At 31.9% G+C, this 15,446-nt stretch carries 18 protein-coding genes and 1 pseudogene; 9 read left to right on the forward strand and 10 right to left on the reverse strand.

The genetic code is table 11. The features are described from left to right. The first annotated feature begins 12 nt into the window (after positions 1-12). Both Z053_RS0121020 and Z053_RS0121025 read left to right on the forward strand, forming a co-directional pair. On the forward strand, positions 13-915 hold the full coding sequence (locus tag Z053_RS0121020; RefSeq protein WP_035096515.1) for an aldo/keto reductase: 903 nt from the start codon (positions 13-15) through the stop codon (positions 913-915). Positions 916-1,180: 265 nt separating this feature from the next. Next, positions 1,181-1,636, forward strand: a complete 456-nt coding sequence (locus tag Z053_RS0121025; RefSeq protein WP_025666942.1) for a hypothetical protein — start codon at positions 1,181-1,183, stop codon at positions 1,634-1,636. Between the two features lie 28 nt (positions 1,637-1,664). On the opposite strand, the gene rsmD is transcribed toward Z053_RS0121025, so the two are convergent. The 3 genes from rsmD to Z053_RS0121040 are packed head-to-tail and all read right to left on the reverse strand — an operon-like array spanning position 1,665 to position 3,653. Then, positions 1,665-2,201 (reverse strand): 16S rRNA (guanine(966)-N(2))-methyltransferase RsmD, encoded by a 537-nt coding sequence (gene rsmD / locus Z053_RS0121030; protein WP_025666943.1) that lies wholly within the window; start codon positions 2,199-2,201, stop codon positions 1,665-1,667. 2 nt (positions 2,202-2,203) lie between these two features. Next, entirely contained in the window at positions 2,204-3,028 is an 825-nt protein-coding gene (locus Z053_RS0121035) for a DUF3822 family protein (protein ID WP_025666944.1), read from the reverse strand. Then, complete coding sequence (locus Z053_RS0121040) at positions 3,009-3,653, reverse strand: type II secretion system protein (protein ID WP_025666945.1); 645 nt, start codon at positions 3,651-3,653, stop codon at positions 3,009-3,011. The genes Z053_RS0121035 and Z053_RS0121040 overlap by 20 nt, the downstream gene beginning before the upstream one ends. A gap of 136 nt (positions 3,654-3,789) precedes the next feature. Between Z053_RS0121040 and Z053_RS0121045 the strand changes: the two genes are divergently transcribed. From Z053_RS0121045 to Z053_RS0121055, 4 genes and pseudogenes are all read left to right on the forward strand, one after another. Beyond that, positions 3,790-5,217, forward strand: a complete 1,428-nt coding sequence (locus Z053_RS0121045; protein ID WP_025666946.1) for an ATP-dependent DNA helicase — start codon at positions 3,790-3,792, stop codon at positions 5,215-5,217. 159 nt (positions 5,218-5,376) lie between these two features. Next, positions 5,377-6,081: pseudogene (kdsB, locus tag Z053_RS31980) on the forward strand (3-deoxy-manno-octulosonate cytidylyltransferase); the annotation flags it as partial. 78 nt (positions 6,082-6,159) lie between these two features. Beyond that, the gene (locus tag Z053_RS31985) at positions 6,160-7,221 is read left to right on the forward strand and encodes an iron-containing alcohol dehydrogenase family protein (RefSeq protein ID WP_025666947.1); all 1,062 of its coding nucleotides are present in this window, start codon (positions 6,160-6,162) and stop codon (positions 7,219-7,221) included. A 24-nt stretch (positions 7,222-7,245) separates the two neighbouring features. Beyond that, complete coding sequence (locus Z053_RS0121055) at positions 7,246-7,800, forward strand: 1-acyl-sn-glycerol-3-phosphate acyltransferase (protein WP_025666948.1); 555 nt, start codon at positions 7,246-7,248, stop codon at positions 7,798-7,800. On the opposite strand, the gene Z053_RS0121060 is transcribed toward Z053_RS0121055, so the two are convergent. From Z053_RS0121060 to Z053_RS0121085, 7 genes are all read right to left on the reverse strand, one after another. Beyond that, positions 7,797-8,297: a hypothetical protein gene (locus tag Z053_RS0121060; protein WP_231389176.1), complete on the reverse strand. Its 501-nt coding sequence runs from the start codon at positions 8,295-8,297 to the stop codon at positions 7,797-7,799. The genes Z053_RS0121055 and Z053_RS0121060 overlap by 4 nt on opposite strands. Positions 8,298-8,395: 98 nt before the next feature. Next, positions 8,396-9,121 (reverse strand): YebC/PmpR family DNA-binding transcriptional regulator, encoded by a 726-nt coding sequence (locus Z053_RS0121065; RefSeq protein WP_025666950.1) that lies wholly within the window; start codon positions 9,119-9,121, stop codon positions 8,396-8,398. Positions 9,122-9,304: 183 nt separating this feature from the next. Continuing rightward, the gene (locus Z053_RS0121070) at positions 9,305-9,592 is read right to left on the reverse strand and encodes a 4a-hydroxytetrahydrobiopterin dehydratase (protein WP_025666951.1); all 288 of its coding nucleotides are present in this window, start codon (positions 9,590-9,592) and stop codon (positions 9,305-9,307) included. A 37-nt stretch (positions 9,593-9,629) separates the two neighbouring features. Next, positions 9,630-10,580, reverse strand: a complete 951-nt coding sequence (locus Z053_RS0121075) for a hypothetical protein (RefSeq protein ID WP_025666952.1) — start codon at positions 10,578-10,580, stop codon at positions 9,630-9,632. 276 nt (positions 10,581-10,856) lie between these two features. Then, a complete protein-coding gene (locus tag Z053_RS31625; RefSeq protein ID WP_160170130.1) occupies positions 10,857-11,018 on the reverse strand; it encodes a hypothetical protein in 162 nt (53 codons plus the stop codon). A 152-nt stretch (positions 11,019-11,170) separates the two neighbouring features. Further along, the gene (locus Z053_RS0121080; RefSeq protein WP_025666953.1) at positions 11,171-11,752 is read right to left on the reverse strand and encodes a Maf-like protein; all 582 of its coding nucleotides are present in this window, start codon (positions 11,750-11,752) and stop codon (positions 11,171-11,173) included. A 3-nt stretch (positions 11,753-11,755) separates the two neighbouring features. Beyond that, positions 11,756-12,658, reverse strand: a complete 903-nt coding sequence (locus Z053_RS0121085) for a geranylgeranylglycerol-phosphate geranylgeranyltransferase (RefSeq protein ID WP_051476111.1) — start codon at positions 12,656-12,658, stop codon at positions 11,756-11,758. Positions 12,659-12,891: 233 nt separating this feature from the next. Here Z053_RS0121085 and Z053_RS0121090 point away from each other — a divergent pair, with 233 nt between their 5' ends. From Z053_RS0121090 to Z053_RS0121100, 3 genes are read left to right on the forward strand one after another with little or no spacing between them, the layout of a single operon-like run. Next, positions 12,892-14,286, forward strand: coding sequence for a sensor histidine kinase (locus tag Z053_RS0121090; RefSeq protein WP_025666955.1), 1,395 nt, complete (start codon positions 12,892-12,894; stop codon positions 14,284-14,286). A gap of 5 nt (positions 14,287-14,291) precedes the next feature. Next, a complete protein-coding gene (locus Z053_RS0121095; protein WP_025666956.1) occupies positions 14,292-14,972 on the forward strand; it encodes a response regulator transcription factor in 681 nt (226 codons plus the stop codon). Between the two features lie 24 nt (positions 14,973-14,996). Beyond that, positions 14,997-15,443, forward strand: coding sequence for a hypothetical protein (locus Z053_RS0121100; RefSeq protein ID WP_025666957.1), 447 nt, complete (start codon positions 14,997-14,999; stop codon positions 15,441-15,443). The last annotated feature ends 3 nt before the right edge of the window (positions 15,444-15,446 follow it).

Raw genomic sequence — 15,446 nt, forward strand, 5'->3', positions numbered from 1 at the left:
AAGTTAAGAATTATGAGTGTCAGGGTTTCGAATCAAGATGCTATATGCTCACGTATAATAGCCGGGTGTATGAATTGGGGAGAATGGGGAGCTAATTTAACCATAAATCAGGCTCAGGAATTGATAGAAGATTGTCTTGCTATAAATGTTACCACTTTTGATCATGCAGATATCTATGGGCATTATACTACAGAAACATTATTTGGTAAAGCGCTTAAAAAACGACCTTCTCTTCGAGAAAAAATGCAACTCGTTACCAAATGTGGTATTAAACTAGTAACACCTAATCGTCCTGATACTACTATTAAGTCATACAATACTAGTAAAGATTATATTATACGTTCTGCAGAACAATCTTTGCAGAATCTAAATACAGATTATATAGACCTGTTTTTGATTCATAGACCAAGTCCGTTAATGAACCCTGAAGAGATTGCAGAGGCTTTTACCCAACTTAAAAATGATGGTAAGGTTTTGCATTTTGGAGTATCAAACTTTACGATACACCAATTTGAAATGTTACATAAGTTTATATCTCTGGTAACAAATCAGATTGAAGTATCTCCTCTTCATCTGGATCCTTTTGTAGATGGTACTTTAGATCAGTGTATTACCAAGCATATTATACCCATGGGATATTCTACATTAGCAGGAGGAAAATTCTTTGCCAAACAGCCAGAAGATAGGGTTATGAGGATTAATAAGGTGGTAAATGCATTGGCAGAAAAATATAATGTTGCGCCCGACCAGATTCTAACATCCTGGATCATAAAACACCCTTCTGGTATTCTCCCAATTATCGGTTCAACCAAAATCAATCGTATTAAATCTGCAAAAGATGCTTTAGCTATTCACATTACAGACGAGGAATGGTTTATGATTTGGGAAGCTTCTAAAGGGAAAGAAGTAGCTTAGAAGAAGGCTGCTTTAGTTATAAAGTATGCCTTAATGTATATATAATTGATTGTCCGGTTTCTTTGCTTTACATACATGTGAGAGCATGTTAATTAGATCTACACATAATGTTAAAATACTTGTAAATTGCTGCAAGTTGGTGTTTTTTACTATATATTTAATATTGAAAATCAAACGTTTATTTACAATTTTATGTAGTATTTGTAAACCGTAACATTTAAATTCTTCACAAATCGTTATCCCCCTAACCCCTAACCCTAAACTAATGAATAAGTATAAACTAACATGTATCGGATTAGTGTTGTCTATTTTTATTTATGTAACAACTATTGTTTTAGAATTAGAATTGTTTGAAAAAGCTATCGCATTATTGGAGAGTATAGAGCAATTTGAGTTTGACGAAATGATAATCCCATTAATAGTGTTTTTTGTATTTCTATTTATAGATACACAACAAAATGCTAAAAAAGTAAAGATGGAAAACGCTAAGCTAAATATTTATAAAGCTATGCTTTCTTCTAGTCATCATATCCTAAATAATTTTATTTATCAAATGGATATATTTAAAATCACGGCAGAAGATACTCCTGGTTTTGATGTAAAAGTTTTGGCTTTTTATGAAGATATTATTAGTAATGCTGCTCATCAAATTAATTCTTTAAGTAACCTTACTACTATTGATGAATTTTCAATACGAACTTCGGTAATGAATGAGACTTAATATCTAGCATGCAGGTTTTTACGTAGATTTATATTTCAAAAAAGCTAAAAACAGATCCACCATATTTTCTCGAATTACTAAAATATGGCGATTCCTCGAGAGAGGTATGTTTAGAGTGCTCAATGATCAAAACCCCATGCTCATTTAATAATTCATTTTCAAAAACTAATGCTGCAATTTTATGAAACTGATCTGTTGTAAAATCATATGGGGGATCAGCAAAAATAATGTCTACTTTTCGTTTTACTTTTTCGAGGTAACTGTACACATCACTTTTTATAGTTTCAATAGGAGCATCTAGTTCTTTTGCTACGCTTTTGATATACCCAAGACAGGCATAGTGAACATCTACTGCAGTTATATCCTCTGTTCCTCTGGATAAGAATTCATAGCTTATGTTTCCTGTACCTGCAAAAAGATCTAGAAACGATATCTGAGAGAAGTTATATTGATTTCTTAGGATATTAAATAATGCTTCTTTTGCCATATCGGTAGTAGGGCGTACAGGCAGTTTTTTAGGTGCTGTAAGTCTTTTTCCTTTATATTTTCCTGAAATAATACGCATATTTAAAAATGGCTAAGTAGTACAAAATGTTTATGAGGCTCAAAAGATGTTATATCCTCTGTTGTTTGTGGTTTCTTAAGAAGGTTTCCGAAACGTATATGACGAATATAAGTATATGCAATATTGAAAAACTCACTATCTCTAGAAATATCTCCCAAAAACACTAAACTAAATTCTTCTGGATTTAGTTGTAGTTGTTCTGTAGTGTACAATAGATAATACAAAAAATCTTCTTTAGTTTGATATTTATATGTATTACTTAATATCAAATTCCCTTTATTGATTACTATAATATCGAAAGAAGCATCACTTATATTCGCAAAAACGGTGATAGATTCACTGTTCTTTTCTTGAGTAAGTAAAGAATTTATTAAAATGGTACTAGAATGCTTATAAGTAAAAGAACCAAATGTGTCAAAAAAGAAGTTATTGATGTTGGTATAAGGAATGTAGACCGTTACCATATTATGAGGGTGTAATTCATCATAGGCAATAAAATCATTTTGAAGCACCTTTGTATTAAATTTAAGGTATTCCTTTAATGAATCTTCGTTAAATAGAGCTTTAGGAACAACAGTATATAGGTCATTTTGATGAATTACTTCGATGGTATCAAAAGTCCCTTTTAGATTATGATTGTGATCAAAAGCATATTTGATTTTATCAAGTACTTGTGTGGGCGTTAATTGTATACCAAAGGGTTCATGCGCTATCGACGTTATTTGATTATTAGTATTTACAGTACAAAAAGAAAGTCCATTCAAGCTTACCTGAATGGACAATGTTTTTGATGTATTATCAATTGTATTATTGATCGTTTGCACCATAAGTTCTTGGCCAGTTACCAGAAGTCATTACTTCTGTCATTGATCCTACCGAAAGGAATCCTCCATTAACTTCATCAACAGAACGCACTTCTTTCTCTTGAGCTAATAAATCTTTATCTTGATCGTGTAGTAGTACATCTTTAGCTACTTTAGCTTCAAAAACCGGAATTCGTAGATCATTTTTGTTAATATAACCTGCATCCATTTCAAAATTCGATTCAACACCTTCGATTGGTATTTTAATCATATTTTTATGATTTCCTGTTTTAAATAAGGAATCTTTTACCGATGCATATCCAAGGGTATCAACAATAACTGTATCTCTTGGCTCATCAATTTTTAGGATCTTATTAAATGCAATATAACTAGAATCTCTTCTTTGGGTTAGTGTAAATTTAGCAGTATCTATAAAAGCAACTAATTTAACAGGATCTTTAGCAAATTTTCCAGTTACTGATCTGTATGCCAATTGAGCTGTACGAATATCTCTTAAATTTTCAACAGCTTTTGCATATCTAGCTTGCTTTATTTTATTGAACTTTACAGGACCATTAACAGAATTGAATACCAAGTATCCTAAAACTCCTATAATAACCCACAGAACTAATTGAACAACAATTTTCATTTTATGATTTAGCTTTAAACATTAGTGTATACGCAAATCTACAATTTTTTTTTAATCGTAAAAGTTTATTGCCAAAAAATCATCCCTATCTTTGATTTATTAATAGCGATATGAATCATATAGACAAGTTTTTTTAATGAAGGAAAAAGAATTTTATGAATTATTAAAAGAAGATTTTCCTTTTGAACCTACTATAAAACAAGATATTGTCCTACAAAAACTATCTTATTTTGTGTTATCAGGGGCAAAAGAATCACTTTTTCTACTAAAAGGATATGCAGGTACCGGAAAAACTACTTTGATAGGATCTTTGGTAAAAAACCTTTGGAAAGCTAAATTAAATGCTGTTTTACTTGCTCCGACCGGTCGTGCGGCTAAAGTAATTAGTAATTTTTCGGGAAAGCAGGCTCAAACCATACATAGAAATATTTATTATCCCAAAAAGGATAAAAGTGGTGGATTAGCTTTTCAACTAAAACAAAATAAAAGCCGTAATACTATTTTTATTGTAGATGAAGCTTCTATGATACCAGACACACCTAGTGATAGTAAATTGTTCGAAAACGGATCTTTACTAGATGATCTAATGATGTATGTGTATTCTGGGTATAATTGTAAAATCCTTTTTATTGGGGATACTGCACAATTACCACCAGTAAAACTAGAAGTAAGCCCGGCACTCGATCCCAATAACCTTGCAATGGGATTTAATAAAGAGGTTACCCAGATAGAGTTAGACGAAGTAGTGCGACAAGCAGAGAATAGTGGTATTTTAATGAATGCTACCCAGCTAAGAGAAACTATTAATGACGGTTTTTACGACTCTTTTCAGTTTCAAGTGTCAGGATATCCAGATGTAGTTAGGTTTTTTGATGGCCATGAGATTATGGATGCATTAAATGAAGCATATGCTAGTGTGGGGCACGAAGAATCTGTGATTATACTTCGTTCTAATAAAAGAGCTAATATTTATAATCAGCAGATTCGCTCAAGGATACTTTTTCAGGAAGAAGAACTGTCACCCGGTGATTATTTAATGGTGGTTAAGAATAATTATTTTTGGCTAGATAACAAAAGCGAAGCTGGTTTCATTGCTAATGGAGATATAATTAAAATTTTGGAGATTTTTTCTATAAAAGAATTATATGGATTTCGGTTTGCGATAGTTAATGTTAGTATGGTTGATTATCCAAATCAAAAACCTTTTGAAACGGTATTGTTACTAGATACATTAACATCAGAAACCCCATCTTTATCCTATGAAGAATCAAACAAGTTGTACCAGGAAGTATTAAAAGATTTTGAAGATGAGAAATCGAAGTACAAACGATTTATGGGAGTAAAGAATAATAAGTTTTTTAATAGTTTACAGGTTAAATTTTCTTATGCTATTACATGTCATAAGTCACAAGGAGGACAATGGGATAATGTTTTTATAGAGCAGCCATATCTTCCGGATGGGATCAATAAAGATTATTTGAGATGGTTGTATACCGCTGTTACCAGAGCTAAGAAAAAGTTATATTTAATAGGGTTTAAAGATGATTTTTTTATTGAAAATTAAAATTAACAGAAAGTGTATAAAGCATATTTTAAGATTTCTTTAAGAAAGAAATGTGAAACTAAATATAATGGTTGGCCCGAAAATTGATTTAAAAAAGTTATTTTTGCAATTCTAGAAAAGCAACAAATTTTGAACAAAAATACTCTAAAAACTATCGCAATGATACCTGCGAGGTATGCTGCCACGCGTTTTCCTGGCAAGCTAATGCAGGATCTCGAAGGGAAAAGCGTTATACGAAGAACGTATGAAGCGACCCTAAATTCTGGACTTTTTGATGCTGTATACGTTGTTACCGATAGCGATGTTATATATAAAGAAATTACTTCTCATGGTGGTATAGCTATTATGAGTAAGAAGGAACATAGCTGCGGTAGTGATAGAATAGCCGAAGCGGTCGAAGATATGGATGTTGACATTGTAGTAAATGTCCAGGGAGATGAACCCTTTACCGATAGAGAAAGCTTAGAAAAAGTACTAAACGTATTTTACCAAGAAGATTCTGATCGTATAGACTTAGCCAGTCTAATGACTCCTATGGATGACTGGGATGATATCATGAATCCTAATAGTGTAAAGGTTATTGTAGATGAAAACAATTACGCATTATATTTTTCTCGTGCACCTATACCATACCCAAGAGATAAAGAAATAAACCACGTTTACCATAAGCACAAAGGTGTTTATGCATTTAAGAAACAAGCTATTTTAGATTTTTACCGTTTATCAATGCGTTCTTTGGAAGCTTCAGAGAAAATAGAATGTATTCGATATCTCGAATATGGTAAAAATATTAAAATGGTTGAAACGCACCATGAAGGTGTAGAAATTGATACCCCGGAAGATTTAGAAAGAGCAAAAAGAATAATAAATAAAGAAAATCTATTGAATCCAAAATCTATAATTACTCCAGAAGAATCTACTTCTACGCATAAAAATTTCCCAATGGTACCAAAAGTAGTATTTGGGAAAGGAGCTTTTAATCAGATTTATGATATTATTTCGCCCGAACGAAATGGTGTTGCTCCTTTTATCTTTTTAGTAGATGACGTTTTTAAGAACAATACCTCGTTTATAGAGGATAGAATACCATTATCTTATACAGATGAGATAATTTATGTATCAACTGTTGAAGAACCTAAAACATCTCAGGTAGATGATATCGTTACTAAAATAAGAAATGATTATCAATATGTTCCCAGCGGAATTATTGGAATAGGAGGGGGCTCTATATTGGATCTGTCCAAGGCTGTAGCAATCATGCTTACCAATCCGGGAAGTGCTGCAGAATACCAGGGATGGGATCTGGTAAAAAATAAAGCTGTATTTCATGTTGGGGTTCCTACAATCTCAGGAACAGGAGCAGAAGTGTCTCGCACTACTGTGCTTACAGGGCCCGAACGTAAATTAGGAATCAATTCTGATTTTACACCCTTTGATCAGGTTGTATTAGATCCAGAATTAATAAAAGATGTTCCTAAAGATCAATGGTTCTATACAGGTATGGATTGTTACATTCACTGTATTGAATCACTAGACGGAACGTATTTAAATGCATTTAGCCAGAGCTATGGCGAAAAAGCCTTAGACTTATGCAAAGAGATTTTTCTCGAAAATAACCTAAGCAAAGAAGAGGTAGATGCAAAACTAATGATGGCTTCCTGGCATGGCGGAATGAGTATTGCGTACTCTCAGGTTGGTGTTGCTCATGCGATGAGTTATGGACTGGCATATGTGTTAGGAACAAAGCATGGAATAGGTAACTGCATCGTATTTGATAAATTAGAAAAATACTATCCTGAAGGTGTAGCTGTGTTTAAAAAAATGAAAGAGTATCATAATATCAATTTACCCACAGGAGTTTGTGCTAATGTAACCGAAGAGCAATTAGATGTAATGACTAAGGTTGCACTAAGTCTAGAACCGCTCTGGGAAAATGCCCTGGGGTGCGATTGGAAATCTAAAATAAATGCAGATATATTGAAAGAACTTTATCGTTCTTTGTAAATTGTTTTTCAATCTTTTATTTTCATGCGATACTTTTCTTCCTTCATATATCATAAAATTATTGGTTGGAAGTTTATCGGTGATTTCAGTGCTGATACTGTAAAAAAATGTATCGTTATCGTAGTACCTCATACAAGCTGGCACGATTTTTATATTGGTCTTTTGGTACGACAATTAGCCGGAATTAAGATAAGTTTTTTGGCTAAAAAAGAACTTTTTAAATGGCCATTAGGTTGGTATCTTAGAAGAGTAGGGGGGATTTCTCTGGATAGAACCCCTGGCCAGAATAAGGTTGAAGCTATTGCAGAGTTATTTGAAAAAAAGGATGAATTGCGTTTAACTATTGCCCCCGAAGGAACAAGGAAAAAAGTTAAAGAGTGGAAAACAGGGTTTTACCATATCGCCAAAGCTGCAAATATTCCTATTATTATGGTTGCTTTTGATTTTGGAAAAAAACAATGTGTGGTCTCTGATCCTTATTATCCTACAGAGGATGTTAAAAAGGATTTTGAATATATGTATCGTTTCTTTAAAGACGTTAAAGGCAAAGTCCCTGAAAACAGCTTTGACGAAACTTAAAATTTATGAATTTTTTCTTCTGGGGTAGCATCTTTAGGTTTTTCCTTTACGCTTCCGGCTCCAAAAATAAGCTCTGTACTAGAAAAAGTAGTACCAAAAGTTTTTGCAGCATAATATACTTGTGATATGGCACTGTTTACCTGATCAGTTGTAAGTTCTTTTAACGGATGGATATAAACCGACCATAAAATTTTATTGGTAATAGCATACTTTACATCAAGAGCAGAATGAAAATTAGCGGTCATTGCATCAAGTAATAAGTCTTTATCAAGACGATCTGATGCTGTGATAGGAGAGATAATTCTCATTCGATTATTGGTTTCATCGGTAACACAAAGCATAGGAGTGTCTTTGTATATAAATTTCCAGTTCCCGGGAATACCATCTAGAGTATCTGCATTTTTTTTGATAATTAACTCTAGTTTGGCATTATCCATATGTTGAGCATGCACTATACCTGCAAAGGAAAATAGAAGAAGTATGGCTAATCTTTTCATAGCTTATATTTTATCTATAGTCGGGGTATTATAGTAAACATAACAAAAAAAAGAGTTTAGCTATGCTAAACTCTTTTTTATAATAATAAGAAATGTCTTTATCCTTCAGAAGAAGATTCTTCCATGGTATGATAAACGTTCTGCACGTCATCATCTTCTTCTATTTTTTCTAGTAATTTTTCTACATCTGCAGCTTGCTCTGGAGTTATTTTTTTAGTAACCTGTGGGATACGTTCAAATCCAGAGGATAGAATTTCGATTTCACGGCTTTCTAATTCCTTTTGTATCGTTCCAAAACTTCCAAAAGGAGCATAGATCAATATTCCATCATCATCCTGAAAAACTTCTTCTGCTCCAAAATCAATAAATTCAAGTTCGAGTTCTTCTGGATCTAATCCTTCACCATTAATTCTAAAATTGCACGTATGATCAAACATAAACTCTACAGAACCAGATGTTCCCAGGTTACCATCGCATTTATTAAAATAGGATCGAATATTGGCAACTGTTCTGTTATTGTTATCTGTCGCAGTTTCTACCAAAATTGCAATTCCGTGAGGAGCATACCCTTCAAAAAGAACTTCTTTGTAATCTCCTTGTTCTTTATCCGATGCTTTTTTAATTGCTCTTTCGATATTATCTTTTGGCATGTTCACAGATTTGGCATTCTGGATCACTGCTCTTAGACGAGAGTTAGAAGCTGGGTCAGGCCCACCTTCTTTTACTGCCATTACAATATCTTTACCAATTCGAGTAAACGCTTTTGCCATTGCCGACCAGCGTTTCATCTTACGTGCTTTTCTAAATTCAAAAGCTCTTCCCATATGCTAATTTTAAAATCTAAATACAAACATAAGTAGAAACCAAGTTTTTGACAAATGTTTGTATACTATCAATTTTGATTAAAATAAGTTCTACGCCTAAAATACCAAAATTCAAAAAGTAAAACAAGAAGTTTTGGCCTTAGAATTTGATATTTGTTTTTTGATTTAAAATGAATTTAATAACTATTCTCCTTCGATAATGTTATCTATGGTTTTTGCAAGATTAAAATCGTTTTCGGTTATACCACCAGCATCATGAGTAGAAAGGCTAATGTGTAATTTATTATAAACATTCGACCAGTCTGGATGATGTTGTTGCGCTTCGGCTTCAAAAGCAATACGAGTCATAACAGAGAACGCATCTTTAAAATCGTTAAATTCAAAAGTGGTATGAAGAGCATTATCATGGTATTCCCAACCATCTATGTCGTTTAATTTTTCTTTTATCTCAGATTCTGATAATTTTACCATTAGTATTGTATTAGTTTAGTTGTAAGTTACTTAATGTTTATTTTTGATTTGTAAGCCCTAATTCTTCACGCAAGACTTCATCTTTATTACTGTTTTTACCCCAATAAGCAGATTTAATGCTTTTGATTTTAGTTGCTTTTGTAGTGAGCTTCTTTGCATTTGGACCAAACCCACTTTTATAGGTTTCTGTCCAATGCTCAATTTCATACGGAAAAGAGGCATTAAAAGTAATACTGATACTTCTATCGAGTTCTGGGTATTCTAGAGTATATGTATTAGTATCAGTACCTTTTTGTATAGATGCTTTAGCCGAGTATGCTTTAATATCTTTGTGCCTTAATCTAGAATACTCAAAAGATGGAATGATTTGTAGATCTCCTTGCGGTAATGCATCAGGATTAATTCTGATTTTTGTCCAAAGTTCATTTTCTAAAATAGCTTTGTCTAATTTAAAATCCTGATCTGCTTCATTTTCAAAATAGGAATGCGAGGTAATCTCGAATTGTTTTCTGTTATTTAATTGCGCATATACATGACCACACCATTCTTGCATCGAATTAGATACTTTAATAGCATGTCGATTATCTGCCACAGGATAAAATGTACTCTGCATCACAGAATATGGGTAGATTCCTGTATTAAATTTTTTGGTAGCATTAAGTTTTAAAATGGGTATGTTACTTGTATTTTGGCGATCTGCTTTTACCTGTTTTTTGGGTAAAAAATCCTCAGTAACATAAATAAGAACCGCAGTTCCTTTTCTTATTTCACCATATCGAGCTTGTTCTAGTCGATATGATGATATTTCGGCTTCACCAGCATACCAGTATTTCTTAAAATCTTCAGAGAGCGTTTTTGCAGGTGGTATATTTTCTTTAATAATCTCTTCTGTTGTAGAAACTTTGCTCACTTCGTCTGCCTTAATATTGCTAAAAGCAATAAAGACTAATACGCCTAATAAAGCGAACAGTAGTATTGACTTTTTCATGATAACGTTTTTATATAGCAAATTACAATAAACCTTGGATTTGGCAAGTGCTGTTAACGTTTCAGTAACGATCTAATCCTTATAATTGACAGATGAATGAGAAATGATCTATTGTTATAGGTAGTTAAGAACGTTTTTTGGTATAGAGAAATCTACCTATAAGAATAAGGGAGAGAGAACAGGTACAAGTTAATAAAGACAATTTAGGAAATACTTCAAAATTTAAAAATTAAAAACGGGATACTGAGAACCCGTTTTTTAATTTTTTAAATGGTATTAGTTAGGTCCACAAAAAACCTGATTCATACATACATATCCTGGTGGTAAATATTGATCACAAGAGTGACACATAACATAAGTCCATCCTCCTTTTAGAGATTTTTGTTCTGTTTTGTTCAGTGTTTTGATACCATCTAGGTTTAAGAGATGCTTTAGCATAATATTAAGTTTTAAAAATGATTTAAGAAATATAAACAAAATAAAAACCAGGTAATTACGGAAAAACCTCATTTAACATTTTGTTACTATAAGAAATATCAATAGAAAAATTAATCTATATGCTATGCTCTAAATTTGTTGAGATGGTTCTTTTAGGCTAACTGCCTCAACGTTTCGTATACAAGATGTGTAGGAAGCCCCATTACATTAAAATGACTCCCTTCTATGTTGGTTATACCAATAAAACCTATCCATTCTTGTATACCATAAGCTCCGGCTTTATCCAGAGGCTTATAAGTTTGTACATAGTATTCGATTTCTTCTGCAGATAACTCCTTAAAAGTAACCTTGGTAGTTTGATGTACTACAATGGTCTGATTGATTGTTTTAAAACACACCGAAGTAATAACCTTATGCGTATCTCCAGATAGAGAATTAATCATTTCTGAAGCTTTTATCAGGTTTTTTGGCTTACCTAAGGCTTTGTTATTATACCAAACAATGGTGTCACTGGTGATTAAAATATCTTTTGGATGTAAATCTGTAAATACATTTGCTTTAAGCTTAGCGAGATAATCCGAAATTTCTTCGGCTTTAAGATGATCAGGATAAACCTCGTCGACCTCTTTTATTTGTATTGAAAAATCCAGGTCCAGATCCTTAAAAAATTGTTGCCTTCTAGGAGAACCAGATGCAAGAATTATATTTTTATCTTTTAATATATCTTTTAACATATGTTATACTAAAACAAATTGATAAAATAACAATGAGATAGATGCCCCAATTAAAATTATCTTTAGAAGCAATACTAACCTTTTAAACTGCTGATCTGATTCGGCACTAAAGCTTTTGATCATAAAATAGAGTAATGGAGCAACAATAAGTATCAAAACAAAAATAACAGCTTTACTATTCGAAAAAAGATAAGTGTATATGTAATAAATTACAGATATAATTGGAAGCAATGTTAATGCTCCGATTAATTTTGTTGTTCGATTTTTTCCCAGAACTATTGGGATGGTTCTAATGCCTAAATTATGATCTCGATCTATGTGCAGACAATCTTTTATAATTTCTCTTAAGAGTATAATCATAAATGCAAATATTGAATAATCTAAAATAATAGAAAAAATAACGGTTTGTGATTCTCTATTCTTTTCGGTGATAGCAGGAAGAAGATCAAAAATCCCAACGACAATCAAACTTAGCCCTACAAGTAGTGCGAGAATACAATTTTTAAGAACAATAATTTCTTTTAAATAAGAAGCGTAGATGTAAAATACTCCAGAAATTACTATAAATAATGCAGCAAAACCTGGTCTGTTAATAAGGTTAGCTAAGTAAAATCCAATAAGAACACCGATTACATTAAGAATAATAAATAATCGATTGGCCGATTTTTCGGTTATAGAATCATATAATATCCCTTTTACATCAGTATCTTCTTGATTGTAAATTTCGATAATTATGTTTCCTGCAGCAGCAATACAAAATGTTGCTGCCATTAAAATAGCAATACCCAAGCCATTTAAGGTAATAGCAATATTAAAGGGTTCAAAAAGGCCATATTTAAGACATAATTGTGCAAAGGCTATTATTAGTAAGTTATCAAATTTTATAAGCTTCAGATAAGATAGCATAGAGGTGATTGGTTAATTAGTCAGCAAATGTAATAATTAATACCAATTTTTGCCCTATTAACATAGATACTTAAAAGCCTTGTATTTATAGTAATGAAGAGGTGTATTAACGTTAATAGAGGGTTAATGGAGGCTGATTCTATTGAATAAAAGGATGTTTGCTATACTTTTGGAATCATCATCAATCAAAAAACGAATAGGTATTAAAAAACAAATAAGTGTATATCACTATAATGAAGAAAAAGATAAACATACTCATTATTACATCTATTTTAACCTTATTGGCATTGTCTGGTATTCAAGGGTATTTGATTTATAACACGTATCAGCTTAAAAAGGATGTATTTATTAAAGAAACCAAGAAGGCAGTTTCGAGTATAGATAATACTAAAGAAATGGATTCTATAGCAGAGCTTTGGTATAATCAACTAACAAAGAATCTGATAGAGTATAGAAAGAATAATCTTCTTAAAAATGAAACTATAGAACGTTTCAAGCCTTTTACAGATTCGTTAAATGATACATTTAATGAATACTATAAAAAAGAAATTGGTAAGGCTAATCTGGGGTACGAGTTAAAATATAAGAAAACAATAAAAAGTATTGTTATTCATGACAATAACCTTTTAGATACTGTATTTAATGCAAAAGGACAGAGCAATTATTTTTTGTTCGGAGAAGATTTTCCTGATCAAGAAGGTAATGTAATAAGTAGTGGTAGATGGTTTACAGAACAAGATATAGAAGATGATAGTGGTAGTGAAATTATAAAAACCCAGCTTAATCTCGAAATTCGAACAGTAGATGCTGTCAGTATTATTGGATGGAAGAGAATAGTTTTTGGGCAAATGGCAAGCCTGTTTTTATTCTCTGTTATATTGTTACTATTTGTAGTTGTCTTACTTTTTTATTCGATTAAAACTGTAATTAGACAAAAAAAAATAGCCGATGTGCGTAATGATTTTATAAATAACATTACTCATGAGCTTAAAACTCCTTTGGCAACTTTGGGTATTGCTTCGAAAAGTTTAAGGAGTAAAGAGACCCAAAATTCACCAAAAATATTCTCTAGTGCACTAGATATATTAGATCGACAAAATAACCGATTGCAGAAACTAATTGATCAGGTAATGAATAATACTTTAGGATCTGAAGAAATCATTTTGAGCAAAGAACAGGTTCTGGATACTAAGTATTTTAAAGAAGTTGTAGAGGATTTTAAGGTATCGGTTAAAGATAAGCAAGTCGACGTAAATATGAAGATAGAATTTAGAGATGTAAATCTTTATATCGATAAATTTCTATTTACTACAGCATTATTTAATGTATTAGAAAATGCTGTGAAATACGGGAAAGAAAAAGTTGAAATTAGAATACGAACAGAACGTAAAAACGATACGTATACAATTTCGATTCGTGATAATGGGATTGGGATTTCTGAAAAAGAACATCATAAGATTTTTGAAAAATTTTATAGAGTAACAACAGGAAACGTACATGATGTAAAGGGATTAGGTCTGGGATTGTTCTATACCAATCAAATCATTAAAGCACACCAGGGAGAAATTAATATTGAAAGTAAACCCGAAGAAGGAACAGATTTTAAAATAACCATACCAATAATTTAATAGTTATGAAGCATATACTACTCGCAGAAGATGATTTTGATTTTGGAAGTATATTAAAGCAATATCTCGAAATACATAATTATAAGGTGACCTGGGCAAAAGACGGTAAAGAAGCGCTATCGATATTTTCTGAAGGAAAATTTGATATATGTGTCTTTGATGTGATGATGCCAAAAATGGATGGGTTTACATTAGCAGAGCAAGTAGTAGAAATAGATCCCGAAATTCCATTCGTTTTCCTTACTGCTAAGAAAATGAAAGAAGATAAAATAAGAGGATTAAAATTAGGTGCAGATGATTACATCGTGAAACCATTTGAAGCAGATATTCTAGTCCTTAAACTTCAGAATATTTTAAAGCGAACACAGAAAATAGAATCCTTAAAAGACGAGGTGGTAAAAATTGGAAAGTATGAGTTTGATATTGTTAATCATCAATTAAAATTGAATGGAGAATCACAACGATTAACCGAAAAAGAAACATTACTTATTCAATATTTATGGGAACATAGAAATAGAATGATTAAAAGAGAAGATGTGTTAAAAGATGTTTGGGGTAATGATGATTTCTTCTCTGGTCGAAGTATGGATGTATTCATAAGTCGATTAAGAAAATATTTTAAAGAAGACAACAATGTAAATATAGAAAGTGTACGTGGGGTTGGTCTCACATTTAGTATAGCTTAAATCATCAATCAAAAAACGAATAGTATGAAAACATTAATCACCATTTTGGTAAACCTGCTAATAGGATTACTAACCATGAATGCGCAAACAAGTTCTACAAGTTCTTCTAAATCATCATCACAAGTAACCATAAGTATTAGTGATGATTCTGGAGAGAAAAGTTATTCTAGATCCTTTGCGATCATTGATATGGAAGAGAGTTTTAGGATCAAAATAAGATTTATGAAATATATGAAGGGCGATGTAAAATCTTATCTGATCGATCAATTTGGAAAAGAAAATATGATCATCGACGATGAAGCCTATCTGTGGAGAAAAGAAATAGAAGATGATGAATTATATGAAGTGCGGCTCAAAGACAATAAATTAAGAATCAATGTAGATAAAGAACTGGCCTCGAATAAATTGATTAAGAAATTTGAACGAATCGGCAAAGAATTAAAATCAATTACATCAAAAAACGAAAATTAAATC

This window comes from Aquimarina megaterium XH134 (genome assembly GCF_000520975.1).
Taxonomy (GTDB): Bacteria; Bacteroidota; Bacteroidia; order Flavobacteriales; family Flavobacteriaceae; genus Aquimarina; species Aquimarina megaterium.

What these genes read in the sequence shown, in the direction of transcription:
- Z053_RS0121065 (WP_025666950.1), bottom strand. Translation starts at nt 9,121, where the DNA reads ATGGGAAGAGCTTTTGAATTTAGAAAAGCACGTAAGATGAAACGCTGG.
- Z053_RS0121025 (WP_025666942.1), top strand. Translation starts at nt 1,181, where the DNA reads ATGAATAAGTATAAACTAACATGTATCGGATTAGTGTTGTCTATTTTT.
- Z053_RS0121080 (WP_025666953.1), bottom strand. Translation starts at nt 11,752, where the DNA reads ATGTTAAAAGATATATTAAAAGATAAAAATATAATTCTTGCATCTGGT.
- Z053_RS31625 (WP_160170130.1), bottom strand. Translation starts at nt 11,018, where the DNA reads ATGCTAAAGCATCTCTTAAACCTAGATGGTATCAAAACACTGAACAAA.
- rsmD (WP_025666943.1), bottom strand. Translation starts at nt 2,201, where the DNA reads ATGCGTATTATTTCAGGAAAATATAAAGGAAAAAGACTTACAGCACCT.
- Z053_RS0121095 (WP_025666956.1), top strand. Translation starts at nt 14,292, where the DNA reads ATGAAGCATATACTACTCGCAGAAGATGATTTTGATTTTGGAAGTATA.
- Z053_RS0121070 (WP_025666951.1), bottom strand. Translation starts at nt 9,592, where the DNA reads ATGGTAAAATTATCAGAATCTGAGATAAAAGAAAAATTAAACGACATA.
- Z053_RS0121100 (WP_025666957.1), top strand. Translation starts at nt 14,997, where the DNA reads ATGAAAACATTAATCACCATTTTGGTAAACCTGCTAATAGGATTACTA.
- Z053_RS0121090 (WP_025666955.1), top strand. Translation starts at nt 12,892, where the DNA reads ATGAAGAAAAAGATAAACATACTCATTATTACATCTATTTTAACCTTA.
- Z053_RS0121020 (WP_035096515.1), top strand. Translation starts at nt 13, where the DNA reads ATGAGTGTCAGGGTTTCGAATCAAGATGCTATATGCTCACGTATAATA.
- Z053_RS0121045 (WP_025666946.1), top strand. Translation starts at nt 3,790, where the DNA reads ATGAAGGAAAAAGAATTTTATGAATTATTAAAAGAAGATTTTCCTTTT.
- Z053_RS0121060 (WP_231389176.1), bottom strand. Translation starts at nt 8,297, where the DNA reads ATGAAAAGATTAGCCATACTTCTTCTATTTTCCTTTGCAGGTATAGTG.
- Z053_RS0121040 (WP_025666945.1), bottom strand. Translation starts at nt 3,653, where the DNA reads ATGAAAATTGTTGTTCAATTAGTTCTGTGGGTTATTATAGGAGTTTTA.
- Z053_RS0121055 (WP_025666948.1), top strand. Translation starts at nt 7,246, where the DNA reads ATGCGATACTTTTCTTCCTTCATATATCATAAAATTATTGGTTGGAAG.
- Z053_RS0121085 (WP_051476111.1), bottom strand. Translation starts at nt 12,658, where the DNA reads ATGCTATCTTATCTGAAGCTTATAAAATTTGATAACTTACTAATAATA.
- Z053_RS31985 (WP_025666947.1), top strand. Translation starts at nt 6,160, where the DNA reads ATGGTACCAAAAGTAGTATTTGGGAAAGGAGCTTTTAATCAGATTTAT.
- Z053_RS0121075 (WP_025666952.1), bottom strand. Translation starts at nt 10,580, where the DNA reads ATGAAAAAGTCAATACTACTGTTCGCTTTATTAGGCGTATTAGTCTTT.
- Z053_RS0121035 (WP_025666944.1), bottom strand. Translation starts at nt 3,028, where the DNA reads ATGGTGCAAACGATCAATAATACAATTGATAATACATCAAAAACATTG.